The following is a 21,741-nucleotide window of genomic DNA, read 5'->3' as shown; positions in this document are numbered from 1 at the left end:
ACTATCCGCTACGAATGCGATGCGTGCGCAATCAGCGCAAAATGCTAGAGCAGTCCGGCGGTGATGCGTTTGAACAGATCGGTTGCCGAGCGGTCGGTCAAAGATGCCACCTGGTCAATCACCAGACGGAGCTTAGCAGCATCATCATTCGGGCCAATTTCTACCAGGTCAGCTTTAAAAGTGCGGTCGAGCAGGCTGGGGTTTTCGTAGAGAGATTCGACCAGCACCGAAAGAATTTCTCGCTGATTTTCATAGTGCGGAAGAGCATCGCGAGTAGTCATCACATAGGTGGTGGCAATGCCTTTCATCACGGCGATCTCGTGCTCGGTATCCTCGGGCACTACCAGCTGAGCCGAGTAACGTACCAGCGGGTCATCCCCATACTTATCGCGAGTAGCCCGCACTGCTGCCGCAGCGAATCTACCAATGACCTCAGAAGTAAGCGCCTTAAATCCTGCCATTGACGCGCGAGAGCCACTCATGTGAGTGCCCCAGCGATCAAGGTTCTCCAACCGCATCAAAGCCGCGTTGAGCTGATCGTCCGTAGCATTGGGAAGGTACCACTGGCGGGTTTTCTCAAAAACTTTTTCGCGGGCGTCCGTGTCGTTAAGATAGTGCAACTGCACATGACCGCCAAAGACAGCGTCCTCGACATCATGCACCGAGTAAGAAATATCATCGGCAAGATCCATGACCTGCGCTTCCATGCACTTTTGCGTTGGAGGCACATCGGCATCGCGCGCACCACGTCTAAACCACTCAAAAACAGGCATATCATCGGTGTACACGCCAAATTTGCGGTTGGGTTTACCGTCAGCTCGCGCCGGCGCATCCGCCTGCACCCACGGGTATTTGCAGGACGCGTCCAAGGCGGCACGGGTCAGGTTGAGCCCGGCACTGCCTCCGTCATGACGCATGACTTTGGGTTCAAGACGAGTCAGCAGGCGAAGCGTCTGGGCGTTACCTTCAAAACCGCCAGCGTCCTGCGCTAACTCATTCAAGGCGGTCTCACCGTTGTGTCCGAAGGGCGGATGCCCCAGGTCATGAGAAAGGCAGGCTGCATCCACAACGTCGGGATCGCACCCCAGCATACGCCCTACTTCTCGACCAATCTGAGCGACCTCTAGAGAGTGTGTCAATCGCGTACGCACAAAATCATCGGTCTCAGGGTCCAGCACCTGAGTCTTAGCCCCGAGCCGACGTAGCGCAGATGAATGCAGGATGCGTGCACGGTCGCGTTCAAAAGCTGAGCGGTAGATGTTGCGATGATGCTCAGGAACCCACCGCTGGGCGTCCTTTTCAGAGTAAGAACCCCCAGCGCTTGTTTCGGGTGAAAAATCGTGAGAATACATAGAGGTGCCTTAAAAATCATCGTCGTCTTCGGCGCCAAATTCTGGCGAAAAGATTGCGGTACCGGGTGCCAATTCAAAATCGGGATTGAGGTTGAGAGCTAAGAAGTGGTTACGCTGAGTGTCCAGTGTTGTTTTGATGCCTTCGAAACGAGCCTGTTCGAACCCTACCTGCTCATAGAATTCCGGTGCATAATCAGTGGATGCGTGTGCCAACAAGCACAGCGGGGACGCCGTCTGCCGAGCTTTGTTCCGAGCTTTTTCGATGAGGTGTTGAACAGCGGGTAGAGCCTTCTCGTGCGAGCCAGCTACCGAAACGATGACAAGAGCTGGAAAAGAGTCAATCCAGCATCGAACAGCCACTGTATGCGCCAGGATAGAGCCTTGAGCATTTTCAACAAGAATGGAGAGCTCCGGCGTCCACACCGTCGCGTTCTCTCGCAGGGACTGCACGAATTCCCATGCTTTAGCCCCTTCCGGTCGCTGAGCGTAAAGGTGCTCTAGCCCCGCTAGGTCCTGCGGGGTTTCTACACGTACAGTCTGGCTTTGTCTCATACATCTAAAGATAACGCGAGAGGTGAGATACCGAACGCTCTAAACCCTAGAAATGTCCGTTATCTCACCTCTCATGAAGTTTTTAGCCGCCCGAGATATCCAATTCGGCATCTACCAGGCCCAGTCGCTCAGCGTCACCCAGGATGCGGGAGTCCAGCCAGCCGTGCGGAAGGTGCGGCTTCTTGGGTGAGCCAGCGCGTCCGCGAGGCCCCTCTACAGCTGCGCCAGGGTACTCAATGGAGTGGTCCAGCTCAGCGAGGTACTCGCGGAAGGCTGCCAGATCAGGGACGGTTGCCATCTTGGCGCGCAGTGAGCCGCCCACCGGGTAGCCGTGGAAGTACCACGCCACATGCTTACGAATCTCTCGCAGCCCCTTGGTTTCGTCGCCAAAGGTTTCTACGAGCAACTCGGCGTGGCGATAGATCATCTCGGCTACCTCAGAAACACCGGGGCGGAATCGCTCTTCAGAACCGTCAAAAGCGTTCTGCAAATCGCCAAAGAGCCACGGGCGTCCCTGGCAACCGCGTCCTACCACGATGCCGTCAATACCGGTCTGCTCAACCATTGCAATAGCATCTTCAGCAGAGAAAATATCACCGTTACCCAGCACCGGAACGTCCGGAATAGCCTCACGCAAGTCGGCAATAGCGTTCCAGTCTGCTTTGCCCGAGTAGTGCTGAGCCATGGTGCGACCGTGCAAAGCAATCGCAGAAACGCCCAGGTCACGCGCCATTTTGGCTGATTCCATAAAAGTCAGGTGATCATCGTCGATGCCCTTGCGCATCTTGATAGTCAGCGGAACATCGTTGCGTGATGCCTCTTCAACAGCGGTTTTGATAATTGCCTGGAAAAGGTCGGTCTTCCACGGGAGCGCGGAGCCACCACCTAGACGGGTGACCTTGGGCGCGGGGCAACCAAAATTCAGGTCAATGTGATCAGCGCGGTCCTCTTCAACGACCATGCGCACCGCTTTGCCCACGTTCACAGCGTCAACGCCGTAAATCTGAATAGAGCGAATAGCCTCATCATTATCGTGTTCAATGATGCGCAGAGCTTCTTCACGTCGCTCAACGAGAGAACGGGCGGTCACCATTTCGGTGACGTACAGTCCCCCACCGTATTCACGGCACAGGCGGCGAAAAGCCTTGTTGGTCACGCCAGCCATGGGCGCCAGCACCACGGGCACATCTACGGTGTGCTTACCGAGCTGAAGCGGCGGAAGTTTAAGCTGCTTAGAACGAGTTGTTGAAGTATCAGTCACCTAGCAATTTTCGCATACTCACTCCCTGCGCGGGAATTGCGCTTGCTCACACCAAAAATGCCCTTGCCGTTAGCTTGTATCAGCCAACGGCAAGGGCACTATATTAGCTATTTATCAGCTCTTACTACGGGGTCGGACGACCGCCGGTGAGGCCGAGGGTTTCGCCGGCAACGTACGATGCCTCGTCGGATGCGAGGAACACGTATGCACCAGCGATTTCAGCGGGCTGACCAGCACGACCCAGCGGGGTATCCTGGCCAAACGACTGCAACTTCTCCTGCGGCTGACCGAAGCTGGGCTGCAAAGGAGTCCAGAAGGGGCCGGGAGCAACCGAGTTCACGCGAATACCGCGGGGTGCAAGGCCCTGTGCCAGACCCTTGCTCAAGTTGTTCATCGCAGCCTTAGTCATCGCGTAATCCAGCAGAGTCTCTGAGGGCTCGTACGCCTGAATTGACGAGGTGAAGATGATAGATGAACCGGGTTCCATGTGCTTTACAGCTGCCTTGGTCACGCGGAACGATGAGTAGATATTCGCCTTCATGGTGTGGTCGAAATCTTCATCGCTGATGTTATCGATGTTATCGTTCCACAGCTGACGGCTTGCGTTGTTGACGAGAATATCGAGACCGCCAAAAGCTTCAACAGTCTTTTCGACAATAGCCTCGCACTGCTCAAGTTCACGAAGATCACCGGGAAGAGCCAATGCCTTAACGCCAGCTTCTTCAATAGCAGCCATAATCAAGGATGCATCGGGCTCTTCTTCGGGCAGGTACGAGATTGCCACGTCCGCGCCTTCACGAGCATACGCAATTGCTACTGCAGCACCAAGGCCGGAGTCACCACCGGTAATCAGTGCGCGGCGTCCTTTCAGACGACCATTGCCTTTGTATGAATCCAGACCCAAATCTGCTTTGGGCTCCATTTCCTGATCCAAACCGGGCTCAGGCTGGGTCTGCTCAGGAGGGCTGATGACGGGGTACTTTGAACGCGGGTCAACTAAATTAGTCATTATGCTTCCTATTCTGAGGGTAAAAAGAGCCCCGCATCCAATAGTTTGAATGCGGGACTCCTTAGTAATTTACGCTAGGCGTAGCAGTTCAAATCAGAAATTAGAACTTCTTGCCGTTGCGAGTGTTCTCTTCACCCTCAACAACGATTTCTTCCTTGCGTACTTCACCTGAAACACGCTCGGTGTCGGTGTGTACTTCCTTGCCTACTGAAACGCGCTCGGTTGCAACGGTCTCAGTTGAAACAACGGGGCGCTCTTCGTGAGCGGTTACGGTTACGTCAGCTGATGCTTCTGCTGAATCGAAGTCGTAGCCGTCTACAACCTTGCCGTCGTTTACGTTGGTGCGCTCAACAACGATTTCTTCACGGCGTACGGGAACCTCAACGGTCTCGGTCTCGCTGTGAACAACCTTGCGCAGGCGAACCTTGCCGGTCTCGCGTGCTGAGGTGTTGGTTGAAACGTTCAGACGCTCTTCGTGTGCAACAACGTCGCCGTTGTTTGCATCGGTGTGAGCGTGTACGTCGCGACGGTCTGCGTCAACGCGCGCGTCACGGTCGCCAGCTACGCCGGTACCTGCAACACCGGTTGCGGTGGTCTCGGTGCGGGTGGTGTCGTTTGCGTAGGTGCCGTTGTTGAGTGAGTAGTACTCGTACAGGCGCTGCTCTTCAGCAGGTGACAGCTCACCATCTTCAGCGATGTTCGGAGCGTCCTTTACGAAGTCCTTTGAGAAGGGAACAACGATTTCGTCGCCGTTGTACTGTGCATCATTCAAAGGAACGAAGGTTTCGTTTGAACCGAAGAGACCGGTTGCAACAGTAACGAAGGTGGGCTGGCTTGAGTCAGCGTCGAGGTAAACCTCGCCAACCTTACCAATCTTTTCGCCGTCGGTTGCTACAACAACGCTGTTACGCAGGGTTTCGATTGAGTTGTTAGCCATTTATTAGCTCCCTTTCTATCTCTTCCACATACAAGTGAAGAGTATGTTGTGGAATCTCCACGTATAAGAGTTTTTCTTATATCTACATCTTAGACGGAATCAGCCTACTGTTCATCACGTTACTTATGAAAAAAAGTTTAATAAATGATGAACAAAAAAGTTTTACCTAGTCAGAGCGTTTTGTTACCCAATATTTCACAGGGTTTGTTGAGGTTACTCAAGGCGAGTCGGACGCGCCGCATCTCTAATTTGCCTTCTTCATCAAGCATTTTCTCGGCTTCCCACCGCTCTTTTGCGCTGATATCGTGACCTGGAATCTGTCCCTTTACATTCACCACGCGCCACCACGCCACGTTTGAACCATACTCGGCCATCACGCGTCCAACCCAGCGAGGGCTCTCACCGACAACAGCTGCGATATCCCCATAGGTTGCAACACGTCCAGGTGGAATCTGTTCTACAACCTGTAAGACTTGCTCGACTCGCTCTTCATCCATTTCTACTGCACCTCTTCACACAACAAAGCGGTACAACGTGATCGTTGTACCGCTATGTCAGATCTTTACGCCTGAGCCAAGACGATGGTCTCTTCTTCAACTTCGGCTACGCCGGATTTAATCAAGTGATCAATCATAACGGTCAGGTCTTCCATAGAATCATCGACTTCAAGGATGACGGGGTACTGATGTGCCAGCAAAGACAGTAGCTGCATAATAGCTTCACGAGCGCCAGGGTACTCAAAGTCGTAACCGATAAGAACCTCGGTTGCTGCGTCCTCGGGCATTTCAAAACCGGGCATATCGGCTTCTAGCGGTCGATAGCTCACGGCGAAAGCTTTAATAGGTGCCTTTTTGCCTTCCTTCTTGGCGGTCAGCACGTCGTCACGCAAAACAACAGCACCGTAGGCTTCGGCCTCATCAGAAAGGAAAAGCCTATTGACGCGTGGCAGATCAATCTCCGCGGGTGGATCCCATTCGTGAGCCTTCTGATAAAAATCCCACAGGACGCGGGTGAGCTCAACAGAGCCGGTAGCGATATCTTCAATTTCTTGGGTGGGGCGCCCGTCTTCATCTTCACGCAAAGGCACCAGCGGAACGGTACCGGGATGCACGCGCACCATACGTGAACGCTGAATCGGGGAAAGCCCGTGCTCTGTTGCAAAATCATAACCGGCAGAGCCCTTTTCAACTTTGGTGCGCAAAGTACTGACGCCAGAAGGTGAGGATTGAGCAAGTTCCTGAAGCTGTTTGAGTAGCTCAGACCCTACGCCGTTGCGTCGATGCTCAGGAGCTACCTCAACGTAGCTCCACAGGTGGCGGTTATGCAAAGAGGTTTCATAAACAGTACCCGCAGCCACTGGAATACCCTGGTGTTCTGCAACAATGGTGCGCGACCACGGCGCTGAATCTGAGTCAACTGTAAATGCTGAGCGGAAAGCCTGCGACTGCGTATTATCGGCGTCATGCCAAATTTGTAGCAGAGCAAGGTCATCGCCGTCTTGCCACGGTCTGAAGGTGTAGTCGTTCATAGAACCCCTTACTTCGGGTGAAATTTATGCTTGGTGTTAAGTGTACGAGCCCAGGTTTTGTTGAAGCCACTTGTTCATCTACCCGCAAAGTATTTGTAGGCTCATCGACATATCAATAATCTACGATGAACCCATGACACGTACTCTGTTGCACAAGCCCACACTCACCGGAAAATTAGTTGAACTACGCCCTTTTGATGAAGAAGCAATCAACGCCATGCTTGAAATCCTGACAGAACCAGACGTGCTCAAACGCACCGGAACCGTGGATTCTACAGATCAAGCTCAACGCGGCAACCCCTTGTCCGAAGAGAAAACCAGAGCCTGGTATGCAACGCGACACGAGCAGACAGACCGCATCGACCTCGCTATCTATTCTTTTGCTCTGCAGAGGTATATCGGTGAAGTCGTGCTCAACGATTATGATGCCGACAAACGCTCCCTGAATTTTCGCATCGCCATTGGAAAACGAGGCCAAGGCTCAGGTCACGGCACCGAAGCAACAAAACTTATTGTTGATTACGCATTCGATTACCTAGATATTGACCGCATCGAGCTAGAAGTCTTTGAATTAAACGAGCGAGCACGCCACGTGTACACCTCAGTTGGCTTTGTAGAAACTGGCCGCATCAAAAATTCTTTTACCTTCGATGGCACCTCATACGACGCGATTACCAAGGCTGTCACGCGCGACAACCGCCATGTGCCCCACCAACTGACATTAGCCGCCGCGTAACGAAATAAGCTCACCCGGTTTACAAAAAAGGACGCTTGCTCCCCCGAAATACGGGAGGGCAGGCGTCCTTGTTAGCGTCTGAGATAACTTAGCAAACCAGCTTGCCAGCCAAGTATGACTTCACCTGATCCAGCGAGACACGTTCCTGAGTCATGGTGTCGCGTTCGCGGATAGTCACAGCGTTGTCTTCGAGGGTGTCAAAGTCAACGGTGATGCAGAACGGAGTACCGATCTCGTCCTGACGGCGGTAACGGCGACCAATTGCACCGGCGTCATCGTAATCAATGTTCCAGTTCTTCGACAGCTCTTCCTGCAGCTTCTTAGCGGTAGGAACAAGGTCTTCTTTCTTTGACAGCGGAAGAACAGCAGCCTTTACAGGAGCCAAACGAGGATCAAGCTTCAGCACGGTGCGCTTATCAACGCCGCCCTTAGTGTTAGGCGCTTCATCTTCAACATAAGCGTCAACCAAAAACGCCATCATTGAACGGGTCAAGCCGAAGGACGGCTCAATCACGTAGGGAACGTAGCGCTCGCCAGAGGCCTGGTCAAAGTACTCGAGCTTTGCGTTGGAGTGTGCATTGTGAACACCGAGATCATAGTCGGTGCGGTTTGCAACACCCATCAGCTCACCCCAGGGGTTGCCCTGGAAACCGAAGTTGTATTCAAGGTCGATAGTGCCCGCTGAGTAGTGAGCGCGATCGTCTTCAGGAACATCGAACTTGCGCATGTTGTCGGGGTTAATGCCTAGATCAACAAACCAGTTCCAGCAGTCCTCAACCCACTGGTCAAAGTACTTGGGGGCGTCCTCGGGGTGAGTGAAGAACTCGATTTCCATCTGCTCGAACTCACGGGTGCGGAAGATGAAGTTACCCGGGGTGATTTCGTTGCGGAAAGCTTTACCGATCTGGCCAATGCCGAAGGGAGGACGCTTGCGGGCAGCGGTGACCACGTTGTTAAAGTTCACGAAGATGCCCTGCGCGGTTTCAGGACGCAAGAAGTGCAAGCCTTCTTCGTTGTCAACGGGACCGAGGAAGGTCTTCATCAGACCTGAGAAGTTCTGCGGTTCAGTCCACTGGCCCTTGGTGCCACACTTGGGGCAGTTAATATCGCCCATACCGTTTTCAGGTGACTTGCCGTGCTTAGCTTCAAACGCCTCAATCAAGTGATCCTGACGCAGGCGGGTATGGCATGAAAGGCACTCAACCAGCGGGTCGGTGAAGGTAGCAACGTGACCGGACGCCTCCCACACAGCCTTAGGCAGAATGATGGAAGAATCAAGACCAACCATGTCTGAGCGTGAACGAACAAAAGTCTGCCACCACTGCTGGCGAATGTTTTCCTTCAGCTCAGCACCGAGGGGGCCGTAGTCCCATGCGGAGCGGGTACCGCCGTAGATTTCACCCGCCTGAAAAACGAATCCGCGGCGCTTTGCCAGCGTAATGACGTTATCCAGCTTTGACTTCGGTGCCATGTGTTTCACTCCTTCTCGCGCCACCACTGGATGTGGTGTGCGAGTCTCATATTGATGTCTTAGGCGCATAGTTCTACCCCGATGAAATATAGCCGGGGATTTATGCGTGCCACTAGATTACCAGTGATTAGCGCACAAGGTGGTGGGCTAGAGTAGTGGCATGAGCAATATTGAAGAAGTTTTTATTCGTGACGAGATGATTCGTCTTGGCCAGTTTTTGAAGCTGGCTAACCTTGTAGAAAACGGTGTGCACGCCCGCGAGGTTATTCAGGACGGGCTAGTTCAGGTGAACGGTCAGATTGAAGAGGCTCGCGGTAAACAGCTTCATGCCGGCGACACCGTTACTCTCAACGGGGTTACGGTAAAAGTAGTCCATGAGAACTAAGTATTAAAAAGGATGCGCGTTCCCTGCCAAGCAGGAGCGCGCATCCTTTGTTTTAAGGGCGGAAGTAGCTGTTAGTTCAGAACGTTTTTCTCAATAAACGCGGTCACATCACCGATTTCTTCGGCGTTAACCGCGTGCGGAAGACCGGGGTATAGGTGGAAGTCGAGCTGAACCTTGCCGGGTAGCCACGCATCCGTAAAAGCGACTTTGTCGGCGTGAATCACGGGGTCGGAATCCCCGCGTCCGTAGAACAGCGGTATCTGCTTCTGAATAAGCTCTTCATCGTTGAAGAACTCTTCTGCACCGTCAACCACAAAACCGCTCAGGCCAATGACGCTTGCTACAAGATCGGGACGGTGACGAGCAACAGAGGTTGAGATGGCCATACCCTGCGAGAAACCGAGCAAAGTGATTCCGCTGTACATCTCTCGAATGCTCTCCAGAAACTCCACCACGTACTGGGTTGCGAGCTTCACGCCCAGATGATCGGTAGCAGCATTTGTGACCCCTCCGGTCAGCGGCCACCACTGATACCCCGTGGCAGCCCCCGGAATAACAGCGGAGACAGCATCATCGCTTTCACGAACCGCGCCTACAGGCTGAGGAGCGCGCATACCCGCATACGTGATCCCAGTGTTGGGAAGATGCGGAGTCAGCCCCAACAAGTCACGCTCGTGAGATCCAAAGCCGTGCAACAGAAGAACCAGGTGAGTTCCTTCGCGTTCTTCAGGGCGGTTTGAGTATTCAACGGTATATGTCATCCCATAATTCTTTCAGATACCTTCTGCTTACTTCAACCATACTTTCTTTATCAAATATTTCGAGGTATAGCTCACACCCTAAATTTGAAAGTCTCCACTTGCTATCTATAGCCACCGAACTTCTAGTTCTTTATACTGTTTTGAGGTCAACGCTGGTAACTGATACCCCACTCATTGACGTTCAGCGTCAGACCGTATTCAACGAGCCAAGAAACAAAAGCACATTACCTTCTCTTGTTCGTTGAAATACACTTTGTTCCCCGTCCCCCGGTGAAAGTTTCACTCGCACTATGCAACGTCCCCTGAAAAACTCTCTGCTTACACTTCTTGTCGCATCATGCACCGTCTCATCATTCGCAGGTGCTACCGCTCTTCCTACAGACACACAAGAATCAAGCATTCCAGACACTCCGCAGAAACTCTCTGCACCACCCCGCGAAGGCGATAACAATCCAGGTGCAACCATGGGCCAAAGCCAAAAACAGCTCTCCGATGTAGATCACCTCTCGCCCGCGTCGCAGGAACCCGATCAGAAACTTGCGCAAGCAGCAGCTGTTTCGCCCACCGGCACCGGAATCCTGGGTATGGATGTTTCAGGCTGGCAGCCCAACGTAAACTGGCAGGCAGAATACAACCAAGGCGCACGCTTTGCCTATATCAAAGCCACCGAGGGCACCTTCTACCGCTCCCCGGTTTTCAACTCTCAATACACCGGCGCAGCAGATCAGGGCATGTACCGAGGTGCCTACCACTTCGCTATTCCCAGCGACACCACCGGAGCTGAACAAGCCCGCTACTTTGTGGCTAACGGCGGCGGCTGGACCAACGACGGCAAGACCCTTCCGGGACTTCTCGATATAGAGCACAACCCCTACAGCGACCTGGGCGATATGTGCTACGACATGAACCCTACCGAAATGATCAGCTGGATCAGCTCATTCGTCAACGAGTACCGCAACCTCACCGGCCGCTACCCCGCTCTCTACACCACCACCAGCTGGTGGAGCGAATGCACCAACAACGCCACCGCGTTCTCCCACCTGCCACTACACATCGCTTCATACTCAGGCACCTCCTCACCCGGTCGGATGCCTGCGGGATACAGCACCTATGACATTTGGCAGTACAGCGCCTCGGGTCCTTTCTCCGGTGACTCCAATGTCTTCAACGGCGACCTCAAGCAGCTAGCTGACTTCGCGTCCAACGCGTCTTACAAAAACATCAGCACGCAGCGCCTTCAAGCAACCACACCGGTTCAGCCTATTTACTCTGTAGCAGGTGCTATTGGTGATCACTACCGCGCAACCGGTGCCCAGAACACTTACGGTTCACCCACTAGCGCTGAGTACAAAACCGCTAACAACGGTGTAGCTCAAGATTTCTCAAAAAATAAGTCGATTTATTGGCACCCCTCATACGGTGCGTACAGCGTTGACTGGGCTACCACTATTGGCCAGCGTTACCGCGCCACCGGTGCTGAAAAGAACTGGGGCTACCCCACCATGGATGAGGTTCCATTCACTAACGGCGGTAAAAAAGCCTGGTTTGTGCAGCCGAGCACGGGCAAGAACACCGCTGTGTATTCCAGCTCAGCTTTTGGCGCACATGCCCTGAACGGTCGCGGCGCAATCTTTAATAAGTGGGCTGACGAGGGTGGTCTGCTCACCTATGGCTACCCCACCACCGATGAGGCGGACTTTGCCGACGGCGCTTCTGCTAGCTTCTCGATTAATAACCGCGAAACCGTTTTCTACTGGAGCTCACAATACGGTGCGCATTCCATGAACAAGCGAGGGGCAATTCACGCTAAGTGGATGACCTCGGGCAACTTTAGCGGTTACGGCAAGCCCATCACCGATGAGTTCCCAGTTGGCAACGGTGCCGCGGTTTACTTCGGCAACGGCAACGGACGTGAAACCGGCGTCTACTGGTCTGGACAAAGTGGCGCTCACGCCCTAAATTCTCGTGGCGCTTTGTACTACTACTGGGTACGCAACGGTTATATCAATACCTTGGGCTTTCCCACCACCGATGAATACCGAGGCGCAGACGGTAAAACTCACCTGAAGTTCACTTCCGGTGCCGAGCTTACCTGGACTGAATCTCAGGGTGTTCGTCGCGTGAAGTAATACGGCCACACATTAAATACGTCAGGACGCGGGGTCCTGTAGGCGCCCCGCGTCCCTTTGTTAAGAGCTGAGTGAGAAAACCTTAGGCGGCGTTTTCTACGTCTTCAGTGGTCTGTTGTTCTTTCTGAAAAGATTCTTGGTCTTCTTGATCGCCCAGAGCCAGACGCAGAATTTTTTCAACCTGCTGAGTTTCTATCAAGAATCCATCGTGACCAGAGGGCGAATGAATCACATAGGGCTCAACGGGCTGCGGCACCGCATCGGCAAGAATCAACGAGTCGCTGGGAGTGAAGAGCCTATCTGAATCTACGTAGGCGATCAGCCAGTGGCACCGTGTGTCAGCGAGCGCGTCTTTCAGGCTGCCGCGACCGCGTGCAATATCGTGGCTCATCATTGCCTCGTTGATGCTGAGGTAGGAGTTGGCATCGAACCGTTGGGTAATTTTGTGTCCGTGGTGGTCAAGGTAGCTTTCTACCTGGTACCTGCCTCGCGGGCTAGGACCGGGCGCGAAAGGGTCCTCTTCTGGCTGTGGCTCTCTACCAAAGCGAAAATCAAGTTCGGCAGCTGAACGGTAGGTGGTGTGAGCGACGCGTCGCGCCAGGCCAAGCCCGGTTTCGGGGGCCTTGCCTTCGTAGTAGTCTCCGCCGTTGAAGTCTGGGTCTTGGCGAATCGCAAGGTTTTGGATGTGCCCCCATGCCAAGACATCGGCGGTGACGCTCGGTGCCGAGGCGATGACGGCGCATCCGCGGACGCGTTCGGGAAAGCAGGCCGCCCATTCCAGCGAGCGCGTTCCACCGAGGGAAGCTCCAATCACGTATTTGAAGGAGCCGATTCCCAGCTGGTCTGCAAGGAGGGATTCCGCGCGAACAGTGTCGCGAATGGTCAGGCGGGGAAAACGCGATCCCCACGGCTTGCGTTTTGCATCTACGGATGCCGGTGCAGGGGTTGCCGGACCGGTTGAGCCGTAGCATCCGCCTAAGATATTGGGCGAAACGACGAAGTACCTGTCGGTATCAATCACGGAACCGGGGCCTACAATTCCCTCCCACCAGCCTGGTGCCTCAGCATAGGCGCGCGTCGCCGCGTCCGCACTGTCACTGACGTTCCCGCGAGAAATGTGAGTATCTCCGGTCAAGGCGTGAAGAATCAAAATCGCGTTGGAAGCGTCTTCGTTGAGAGTGCCCCAGGTTTCATAGGCAAGCGTGGCATCGGGCAACACTTCACCGGATTCTAGGTGAACATCGCCAATATCGGTGTAGCGCAACACCCCGTTGAGTGGTTCAACGGTTGTGGTTTCGGCGTGGGAGTGGATCGTCAATTTTCGCTCCTTTGCGTGGTGACGGTGTTGCGCTACGAGAGCTCGCTAGCTGATTGCTGAGAAGCCCAATTCGAGGTCGGCGATGATGTCATCGATATTTTCGATACCCACTGAGAGTCGGATGAAGGCGGGGTTGATTCCGATTGCTTCGAGCTCTTCAACAGATGACTGTGAATGGGTAGTGGATGCCGGGTGCACAGCAAGCGAGCGCACATCGCCGATGTTGACCAGTAGCGAGTGCAGGGAAAGCGCGTTAACGAAGCTTTGCGCGGTGGGGGCATCTGCGTCTTTGAGGGTGAATCCGAGAACAGCGCCGGGGCCGTTGGGAATGTACTTCTGCGCCAGCTCATAATAAGGTGACGATTCCAGACCTGCCCAAGTCACCGATTCGACGCGAGGGTGTGCCTCAAGGAATTCTGCAACTTTGTGAGTGTTTTGGATGTGGCGTTCAACGCGCAATGACAGGGTTTCGATGCCAATTGCGATATTGAAAGCATTGGTCGGTGAAATGGACGATCCGAGGTCGCGAAGGAGCCCAACGCGTGCTTTGATGATGTACGAAACATTGGCACCGAATGCTGAGTCCGGACCGAGATCCCGGGCATAAACCAGTCCGCCGTACCCTTCGTCAGGAGTGTTGAACAGTGGGTACTTCTCGGGATCTTTGCTGTAGTCGAAGTTGCCGGAGTCAACGATAACGCCACCCACCGAGGTACCGTGACCGCCCAGGTACTTGGTGGCGGAGTGCACGACGACGTCTGCCCCCCATTCGATAGGACGCAGCAGGTAAGGGGTAGGAATGGTGTTGTCGACAATCAGCGGCACGCCGGCTTCGTGAGCTATTCCAGCTACTCCTTCGATATCAAATACATCACCGCGCGGGTTGGGCAGGGTTTCACCGAAGAATGCCTTGGTGTTGGGGCGAACTGCTGCCTTCCACTGGTCAAGGTCGCGGGGATCTTCAACAAAGGTGGTTTCAATACCGAAGTTTTTCAGCGTGTACTTGAGCAGGTTGTATGAACCACCGTAGAGAGAAGGCGACGCAACAATGTGATCACCTGCACCAGCTACGTTGATAATCGAATAGGTTGTTGCGGCCTGTCCTGATGCGAGCAGTAACGCATCCACGCCGCCTTCAAGCGAAGCAATGCGCTTTTCAACTGCCTCTTGAGTGGGGTTGTTCAAACGGGTGTAGATGGGACCAAGTTCAGTGAGTGCAAATCGGTCAGCCGCTTGCTTTGAGTCTTTGAAAACAAAAGACGTGGTTTGGTAAATAGGTAGCGCGCGTGCACCGGTTGCAGCATCAGGCTCTTGCCCTGCGTGAATTTGACGGGTTTCAAACTTCCAGCCAGCTGGATTTGAGGGGGTGGGTACTGTAGCGTTATCTGCCATGATGGTGAGCTCCCATAAAGTTGCGTAATACGTCAATGATCTTTGTGTGGGGGCTACATGCCAGAGAATCCGGTGAGAACCGAAAAGTTGGTGCACTGAATTGTTCTGTGCATCCAGCCCGCGCTTGCGTGATGGTATATTTCACGCCAGGTCTTCACCCAGGGCACCCCACCGCGGTGAGGGTTGCCGACCAGCTAGCTGGGGCTTAGTGCTGGCTCTCATGACCTGCCTCTATGTTTTCGCACAGCGGTATGGAGGGTCAAGAAACGCGTCTAAGTTTCTTAATGTGTAAACGTTACGTGTTGTGTTACGCAGTGTGAAAAACGTTCGACACATCGGCATGTGAATATAGTTGTATATACAAACTTTGAGGGTCAAGGTTTTTCTCTTTGCGACGCATCCGAACAAAAATAGTTATTCGCTGGGTACACCAACACGATAGTCACGACGCAAGCGTTTGCTTGAGCCAGTTTTGCTCACTCAGGGATATTCCTCGTTATCCTGTAGTTATATAGTCAAAGATCAATACTTTTCATCGATTCAATGAGATAGAGGTGCTACACCATCATGTCGTCTCCCCATCCCCCGCAGCCTAAGAGAGTCTCAAGCGTCCGCTCTTTTCATGGTGACTCGTTCACGGATTCGTATGAGTGGCTTCGAGATAAAGAGAACCCCGAAGTTATTGATTATCTCACCGCTGAAAATACTTTTACCGAGCAGGTCACGGCTCACCAGCAGTCTTTGCGCGAGGCTATTTTTAAAGAAATTAAAGAGCGGACGCTAGAAACCGATTTGTCTGTTCCTCAGCGCAAAGGTAACTGGTGGTATTACTCGCGGTCAGTTGAAGGTGAGCAATACCCTGTGCTGTGTCGCGTTCCTGCCCGTACCGACGGCACCGATACGGAAAATTTCACTCCGCCCACGATCGAACCCGGTTCGACTATCGCTCACGAGACGGTGCTTTTAGACTGCAACAAATTCGCTAAAAACTTACCATTTTTCTCTCTTGGTTCTTTTAGTCCGGCTGAGGACGGTTCAATTATCGCTTTTTCGGTGGATGCCAGCGGTGATGAGCGTTTTACCCAGCACTTTTACGACTGCGCATCCCAGACCATACTCAATGAAACTATCGACAATGTTTTTGCCGGTTCTTTTCTCACACCGGATGCGACATCGCTGATCTACACTGTTGCTGATGATTCCTGGCGTCCTTATCAGGTGCGTCGTCACACATTGGGCAGCTCTGCAAAGAACGATACTGTTCTTTTCGACGAACCCGATGTCACCATGTGGCTCGGTGCTGAAATTTCAGCTGATAAGTCGGCTCTTCTTATTGATTCCGGAAATAGTGAATTTTCCGAAATTTATGTTGTTCCCTTCGCTGAGCTTGATACATTCAATAATTCCGCGACGCCAGTCATTGCCCGTAGCCAGGGGGTTCAGTACAGCGTTGAACCGGTAACAATTAATGATCAGAATTATCTGTTGATTTGCCACAATTTTGAGGCGGTCAATTCTGAACTTGTATTAGCGCCTTACCCTGCGTCAGAAGATTTCAACGTCTACCGCGCACAGTGGAAGTCCGTTATGTCGCATCGCGATGATATCCGTGTTGAGGGAGCCACTCTCAGCGCCACTCACCTGGTGGTTTCAGCTCGAGTTAACACTACAAGTCGATTGTTCTTTAGCCCTCTCCCTCAGCTCCAAGAACTCGTATCTTTCGGTCACGCACCTGTATTTTTTGAACCGGCTGGATTCGATGATGAGCTATATACCTGCTCACTCTCCAGTGCCGGAGCAGATTCTCCGGTCGTGCGATTCAATTACGAAGCTTGGGTAACCCCCACCCGCGTCTACGATTTCTTTCCCGCAACCAACCAACTTATTCTGCGCAAGGAAACACCGGTTCTCGGAAATTTCTCCCCAGCGAACTACACTGCTTATCGCCTGTGGGCGACATCCAATGACGGTACCTCAATTCCGTTATCTGTCATGCACCGCGTTGACTTAGACATGACGGTGCCGCACCCCATTTTGCAATACGGCTACGGCTCTTATGAGGCTTCGATGGATCCTGTCTTTGGCATAACCCGCCTATCCCTCCTAGACCGCGGCGTTATCTTCGTGGTGGCTCACATTCGCGGCGGCGGAGAACTCGGCAGAAACTGGTATCTCAAGGGCAAAAAGCTCCACAAGAAAAATACCTTCACCGACTTCGTGGCAACCACAGATTTCTTAGCTAGCCAAGAATGGGTTGACGAAAAACGAATCGCGATAATGGGCGGTTCAGCGGGTGGCCTGCTCATCGGCGCGACGCTGAACCTTGCACCCGAAAAATACTGCGCGGCAGTGGCACAGGTTCCTTTCGTAGACGCCCTCACCACCATTTTGGATCCCGAATTACCTCTCTCCGCCCTTGAATGGGAAGAATGGGGTAATCCTATAGAGTCCTCCGAAGTATACGAATACATGAAATCGTATACTCCTTACGAAAATATCCGTCCTGTGGTGTACCCGCCAATCGCCGCCGTCACCAGCTTAAATGACACTCGGGTCTTCTACGTAGAGCCCGCCAAATGGGTAGCTCAATTGCGTCATACCATAGACGCAACCTCCCCTACTCCCCTTCTCAAAATTGAGATGGATGGCGGACATGGAGGCGGTTCTGGACGGTATACTCGCTGGCACGAGATTGCTTGGGATTATGCTTTCTTACTCACTTACCTCAGCCCTTTAGCAGTAGATACAAAGGCATGAGATGCAAAATCTAACCTCAGAACAAGCATCTGTCTTACCTGGCACGATTATTACCTCCCTTCTTTCGCGTTCTCCCTATAGAGAAAAATGGGGACCTTTTGTTCAAAGGCGCAGGGGAAACGGTATCAACCAGCGTGCCGTGGCTACTTTTATGGCTTATGAGTTATCCGATAAGACCGGAAAAGAGCACAGCCCAGAACAAATTAAAGATAGGGTCGCCCGTGCCTTAAAAGGTGATGTTTTCACCGATGAAACTGTAGATCTGTTCGATATAGCTTTTGAATTTACCCACCAGGAATCAGAAGAACTTCGGCGTGCGGTGGCCTTCCGATACCAGAGTCAGCATTTACAACAGGAGGTTCGCAAAGGCGGTTTTCTGCCCGAACGAGAAGAAAACCATGTTTCATTGGGCATCACCTTTGTCATGCATATCGATAAATGCGGCTTTATCACTCATTTTGAGGTAACAGAAACAGTTCAAATTGATGTTGAAGAGACTCGTTTTATCTCGCCTCTTTTCGAGAGTGCTGGCATGAACCAGACCACGATGCTGTTCGGAGGTGAACTTGTTGAAGTCAATGAATCTGATGGTGAGACTTATAACGAGAACAACAGTATCTGGGCGTTGAAAATCAAGTTGCCACGAGTCTTCTACAAAGGAGAGATTCATCAGGTAAGTTACCAGTGTGATCTCAATGAAGGGCTCGACGACTTATTGGTGACTTCTACACCGGATGGAACTGATAAGAAATACATTAATCAGGCGACTCTTGGTCCGTTTGTCACTCCGCATTACAACCTCACGTTGATCCTGAAATTTGAAGAAGCACCAAAGAATTTGACCCGGAATGTATGGCGCTCGCTCAAAGATCACGAAAAAATGGTGACGCGTGCAATGGAGGATAACAGTTCGCTGACTTTCACAGCCTTTTATCCTTTACTTTTTAAAACTGCTTTTGGATTCATCTGGGACGCAACTCCTACTCCACATGAAATTAGCTGAACATTTAGAAAGTTTTTATATCATGCCTGCTTCCGCCCCGACTCTATCGCTTAATGTAGATGTTCGCGTATCGTCCATGGTGCTCACTAGCACTTTGCTGCGTCGGATTATTGCTCAGCCTGAAGCTATGAAGATTATGCAACAGCACTATCCTGAGTCAGCCAAAGTCGAAGAAGGTGAACTAAGCGTCCGCGCCATCTCCAGGGTTATCGCAGAAAGCCAGCGGCGCATCTACGGTGTCGATACACCTCCTGCACAATATAAAGATCGGGTACGCAGGGCACTTGCGGGACAAAGTATCACCCCTTCAACTATTCATCTTTTTGCTGATGCTTTTGAATTTGAGCCAAAAACTGTAGAAAAATTGTTGGCTCAGCTAAGTCAAGAAAATGCATTGTCTTCCAGCGCCCTAGCGTATCTTCAAGAGTTTCCTCAAGCATCCGTACATCATGCTTTCATCGATGTTTCAGTGAGAGAAGAAGAGCTTTCAACCTTATCTATTAACTGTGTCATTGCATCGTTGGAGCTAGGTTGTAGCTCGGTCATTGTAATTTTGCCTTCATCGCGAGCCGGAACATGTAAAGCAACAGGATGCGTTGCAACACAGATCAGCGATGAAGGCCACTGGCTTTTGGAACTAGATGAACCCTTAGCTCCGTTATCCCACGCTGTTTTGACCTTGGAATTAGATATTGAGACTTCCACCAAGGATGCAACACATGCCATTAATCTACCTTTTGTCGGTAAATATCATGCGACAGCACTTCGAGTTCAGGCGGAGCACGATCAGTGCGAATTCAGGATTCATCGCCAGAAGATGGGGTCTTTAGACTCTACAGATATCACCGACTTCAATCGCCTTCAGAACAGGTGGTCTATGTACTTTTCAGCCCTCGAAAACGAGGTCGTCAGTATTACTTGGTAGAGTTTCAAAGGTCATTAATTATTTGTTCATTGAACAACAACTTAAAATTAAAAATTATTTATTTTTATTTTAAATAAAATACTGAAGATATCATCGCCATCAAACCGCACTGGCGTCACAAAACTGCCGGTTGCTAATCAGTAAATTATTACGTCTTATAACAATTCAACGCTCTGCGACATAAGCGCGACAGAATCTTCTTTACACTCATTAGGTAAGTAGCGATCGCAGTACTCACGACCGGTTGCTTACAGCGGATCAGCAGACACAGGTTCTAGCGAATCGATAAATAAAAATATAAAATCAGTAAATATCGCGACAAAGGCAAGTTCACCTCATCTTGCTCTTCTTCGAAAGAATTCTGATTTCCACGGTGCATCAAACCCCAAAATGCGCTATTTTTATTTTCTCCTACTCGCTAGTCTGGTGATTCAAAGGCGCCCTCCCCTGGCGTCTTCCCCCGTAACTCATGGTTACTAGGTTTGTGCGAACATTAGTGACCATCGTTTCAAAGAGTTAGTTCAATCGTTCGTAGCCAAACTAACTCAGAATATTGCGATTGACTTCCCCTTGTTCAATCGTCTCAGCTGGGCTCCTTAACCGCTCTGTACTCGCGGTTAAGGAGCCCATATTCTTTTATTTCTTTATTGTTAATTGCTAAATGCCGGTAGCTGAGTAACAGCTACCGGCATTCGTCTCTTAGAATCGAGAAACTTTAGTTTTCGATTCCCAGCTTTTCAAGAATCAGCTCACGTACACGAGCAGCATCAGCTTGACCGCGAGTTGCTTTCATGACCTGCCCAACGATAGCGCCTGCCGCCTGAACCTTACCTGCGCGAATCTTGTCTGCGACATCGGGCATCGCAGCAAGAGCCTCGTCAATGGCAGTGTTCAGGGCCCCGTCGTCAGAGACTACGGCAAGATTACGCTTCTCAACGATTTCAGCGGGTTCACCTTCGCCTTCAACCACGAAACCGAGAACCTGGCGAGCAATCTTGTCGTTGATTTTCTTAGCTTCAATGAGCTTGTTGAGCTCAACAACTGTCTGCGGTGTAGCGCCGGTTTCGGTGAGCTCGACTTCGCGGTCTTTCGCGATGCGAGCGATTTCGCCCATCCACCATTTACGAGCCACTGATGCAGGTGCACCGGCGGCCACGGTTTCTTCGATAGCGTCCATAGCACCGGCATTGACAACGTCGCGGAACTCTTCATCTGAGAAGCCCCAGTCGGTCTTCAAACGCTTGCGACGCTCTGAAGGAGGTTCAGGCAATTCTGAGCGCAGACGTTCAATCCATGCCTCGTCAGTGACTACGGGAACGAGATCAGGCTCAGGGAAGTAACGGTAGTCGTCAGCATCTGACTTAGGACGACCAGCGGTAGTTTCGCGGGTATCCTCGTGCCACATACGGGTTTCCTGAACGATCTTCTGACCCGATTCCAGTACAGCTGCGTGACGCTGAATTTCGTAGCGAACAGCGCGTTCCACCGAACGCAGTGAGTTCACGTTCTTGGTTTCAGTACGGGTACCGAACTCGGTGGTGCCCTTGGGCATGAGCGAAACGTTAGCGTCGCAACGCACGTTACCGCGCTCCATACGAGCGTCCGAGATGCCAAGGTTCTTCACGATTTCGCGAATAGCGGCAACGTAGGCACGAGCCAGCTCAGGTGCGCGCTCCCCTGCCCCCACGATGGGACGGGTAACGATTTCGACCAGCGGAACGCCCGCGCGGTTGTAGTCAACCAGTGAGAACTCAGCGCCCTGAATACGACCCGATGAGCCGCCCATGTGAGTCAGCTTGCCAGCGTCCTCTTCCATGTGCGCACGCTCAATATCGATGGTGAAGACGGTGCCGTCCTCAAGCTCGATATCAATCGAACCGTTAGCAGCGATAGGCTCATCGAACTGTGAGGTCTGGAAGTTCTTGGGAGTATCCGGGTAGAAGTAGTTCTTACGCGCAAAGTGCGAAACCGGAGCGATTTCACAGCCCAAAGCCAAACCGAGCTTGATGGATGATTCAACAGCTTTGCCGTTGACCACGGGAAGCACACCGGGCAGGCCCAAGGACACCGGGGTGATGTTGGTGTTCGGGGTGTTACCAAAGCCGTTGGGAGCAGCGTCGAACATCTTGGTTGCGGTGTTGAGCTCTACGTGCACCTCGAAGCCAAGTACCGGATCGTACTTTTCCATGGCTTCTTCAAATGACAAAATTTCGTCAGACATGTAC

18 protein-coding genes and 1 riboswitch are annotated in these 21,741 nt (G+C 52.2%); of the genes, 6 read left to right on the top strand and 12 right to left on the bottom strand.

Annotated features, from left to right (window positions below):
• Positions 1-44: 44 nt before the first annotated feature.
• The 7 genes from HF984_RS03430 to HF984_RS03400 all read right to left on the bottom strand — a co-directional run bounded on the left by HF984_RS03430 (position 45) and on the right by HF984_RS03400 (position 6,639).
• Positions 45-1,352, bottom strand: coding sequence for a deoxyguanosinetriphosphate triphosphohydrolase (locus HF984_RS03430; RefSeq protein ID WP_168614285.1), 1,308 nt, complete (start codon positions 1,350-1,352; stop codon positions 45-47).
• 9 nt (positions 1,353-1,361) lie between these two features.
• Positions 1,362-1,904 (bottom strand): hypothetical protein, encoded by a 543-nt coding sequence (locus HF984_RS03425; protein ID WP_168614284.1) that lies wholly within the window; start codon positions 1,902-1,904, stop codon positions 1,362-1,364.
• Positions 1,905-1,986: 82 nt separating this feature from the next.
• A complete protein-coding gene (gene dusB / locus HF984_RS03420; protein ID WP_168614283.1) occupies positions 1,987-3,165 on the bottom strand; it encodes a tRNA dihydrouridine synthase DusB in 1,179 nt (392 codons plus the stop codon).
• Between the two features lie 124 nt (positions 3,166-3,289).
• Positions 3,290-4,174 (bottom strand): SDR family oxidoreductase, encoded by an 885-nt coding sequence (locus HF984_RS03415; protein ID WP_168614282.1) that lies wholly within the window; start codon positions 4,172-4,174, stop codon positions 3,290-3,292.
• 100 nt (positions 4,175-4,274) lie between these two features.
• Positions 4,275-5,111 carry a DUF2382 domain-containing protein gene (locus HF984_RS03410; protein ID WP_168614281.1) on the bottom strand — a complete coding sequence of 279 codons (837 nt, stop codon included), beginning with the start codon at positions 5,109-5,111 and terminating at the stop codon, positions 4,275-4,277.
• A 170-nt stretch (positions 5,112-5,281) separates the two neighbouring features.
• A complete protein-coding gene (locus HF984_RS03405; RefSeq protein WP_168614280.1) occupies positions 5,282-5,608 on the bottom strand; it encodes an MGMT family protein in 327 nt (108 codons plus the stop codon).
• 65 nt (positions 5,609-5,673) lie between these two features.
• Entirely contained in the window at positions 5,674-6,639 is a 966-nt protein-coding gene (locus HF984_RS03400) for a GNAT family N-acetyltransferase (protein ID WP_168614279.1), read from the bottom strand.
• A 133-nt stretch (positions 6,640-6,772) separates the two neighbouring features.
• Between HF984_RS03400 and HF984_RS03395 the strand changes: the two genes are divergently transcribed.
• Entirely contained in the window at positions 6,773-7,375 is a 603-nt protein-coding gene (locus tag HF984_RS03395; protein WP_168614278.1) for a GNAT family N-acetyltransferase, read from the top strand.
• 88 nt (positions 7,376-7,463) lie between these two features.
• Here HF984_RS03395 and HF984_RS03390 read toward each other — a convergent pair whose 3' ends face one another.
• Positions 7,464-8,846, bottom strand: coding sequence for a glycine--tRNA ligase (locus HF984_RS03390; RefSeq protein ID WP_168614277.1), 1,383 nt, complete (start codon positions 8,844-8,846; stop codon positions 7,464-7,466).
• Between the two features lie 160 nt (positions 8,847-9,006).
• Between HF984_RS03390 and HF984_RS03385 the strand changes: the two genes are divergently transcribed.
• Complete coding sequence (locus HF984_RS03385; RefSeq protein WP_190724198.1) at positions 9,007-9,231, top strand: RNA-binding S4 domain-containing protein; 225 nt, start codon at positions 9,007-9,009, stop codon at positions 9,229-9,231.
• A gap of 71 nt (positions 9,232-9,302) precedes the next feature.
• On the opposite strand, the gene HF984_RS03380 is transcribed toward HF984_RS03385, so the two are convergent.
• A complete protein-coding gene (locus HF984_RS03380) occupies positions 9,303-9,992 on the bottom strand; it encodes an alpha/beta hydrolase (protein WP_168614276.1) in 690 nt (229 codons plus the stop codon).
• Between the two features lie 290 nt (positions 9,993-10,282).
• Between HF984_RS03380 and HF984_RS03375 the strand changes: the two genes are divergently transcribed.
• Positions 10,283-12,121 (top strand): GH25 family lysozyme, encoded by a 1,839-nt coding sequence (locus HF984_RS03375; protein WP_168614275.1) that lies wholly within the window; start codon positions 10,283-10,285, stop codon positions 12,119-12,121.
• 82 nt (positions 12,122-12,203) lie between these two features.
• On the opposite strand, the gene metX is transcribed toward HF984_RS03375, so the two are convergent.
• Both metX and HF984_RS03365 read right to left on the bottom strand, forming a co-directional pair.
• Positions 12,204-13,439: a homoserine O-acetyltransferase MetX gene (gene metX, locus HF984_RS03370; RefSeq protein WP_168614274.1), complete on the bottom strand. Its 1,236-nt coding sequence runs from the start codon at positions 13,437-13,439 to the stop codon at positions 12,204-12,206.
• Between the two features lie 45 nt (positions 13,440-13,484).
• Complete coding sequence (locus HF984_RS03365) at positions 13,485-14,831, bottom strand: O-acetylhomoserine aminocarboxypropyltransferase/cysteine synthase family protein (RefSeq protein WP_168614273.1); 1,347 nt, start codon at positions 14,829-14,831, stop codon at positions 13,485-13,487.
• A 115-nt stretch (positions 14,832-14,946) separates the two neighbouring features.
• Positions 14,947-15,057, bottom strand: a riboswitch (SAM riboswitch).
• A 341-nt stretch (positions 15,058-15,398) separates the two neighbouring features.
• Here HF984_RS03365 and HF984_RS03360 point away from each other — a divergent pair.
• From HF984_RS03360 to HF984_RS03350, 3 genes are read left to right on the top strand one after another with little or no spacing between them, the layout of a single operon-like run.
• The gene (locus tag HF984_RS03360; protein WP_168614272.1) at positions 15,399-17,588 is read left to right on the top strand and encodes a S9 family peptidase; all 2,190 of its coding nucleotides are present in this window, start codon (positions 15,399-15,401) and stop codon (positions 17,586-17,588) included.
• A 1-nt stretch (position 17,589) separates the two neighbouring features.
• Positions 17,590-18,591: a hypothetical protein gene (locus HF984_RS03355; protein ID WP_168614271.1), complete on the top strand. Its 1,002-nt coding sequence runs from the start codon at positions 17,590-17,592 to the stop codon at positions 18,589-18,591.
• Positions 18,578-19,516: a hypothetical protein gene (locus HF984_RS03350; protein ID WP_168614270.1), complete on the top strand. Its 939-nt coding sequence runs from the start codon at positions 18,578-18,580 to the stop codon at positions 19,514-19,516. Before HF984_RS03355 ends, HF984_RS03350 begins: the two co-directional genes overlap by 14 nt.
• 715 nt (positions 19,517-20,231) lie before the next feature.
• Here HF984_RS03350 and gatB read toward each other — a convergent pair.
• Entirely contained in the window at positions 20,232-21,737 is a 1,506-nt protein-coding gene (gatB, locus tag HF984_RS03345) for an Asp-tRNA(Asn)/Glu-tRNA(Gln) amidotransferase subunit GatB (protein ID WP_168614269.1), read from the bottom strand.
• Positions 21,738-21,741 lie beyond the last annotated feature (4 nt).

Origin of the sequence: Rothia terrae (assembly GCF_012396615.1) — a bacterium.
In the GTDB taxonomy this organism is placed as follows: Bacteria; Actinomycetota; Actinomycetes; order Actinomycetales; family Micrococcaceae; genus Rothia; species Rothia terrae.
Note: the sequence above shows the minus strand (reverse complement) of the source record. Positions and strands in the feature narration are given on the sequence as shown.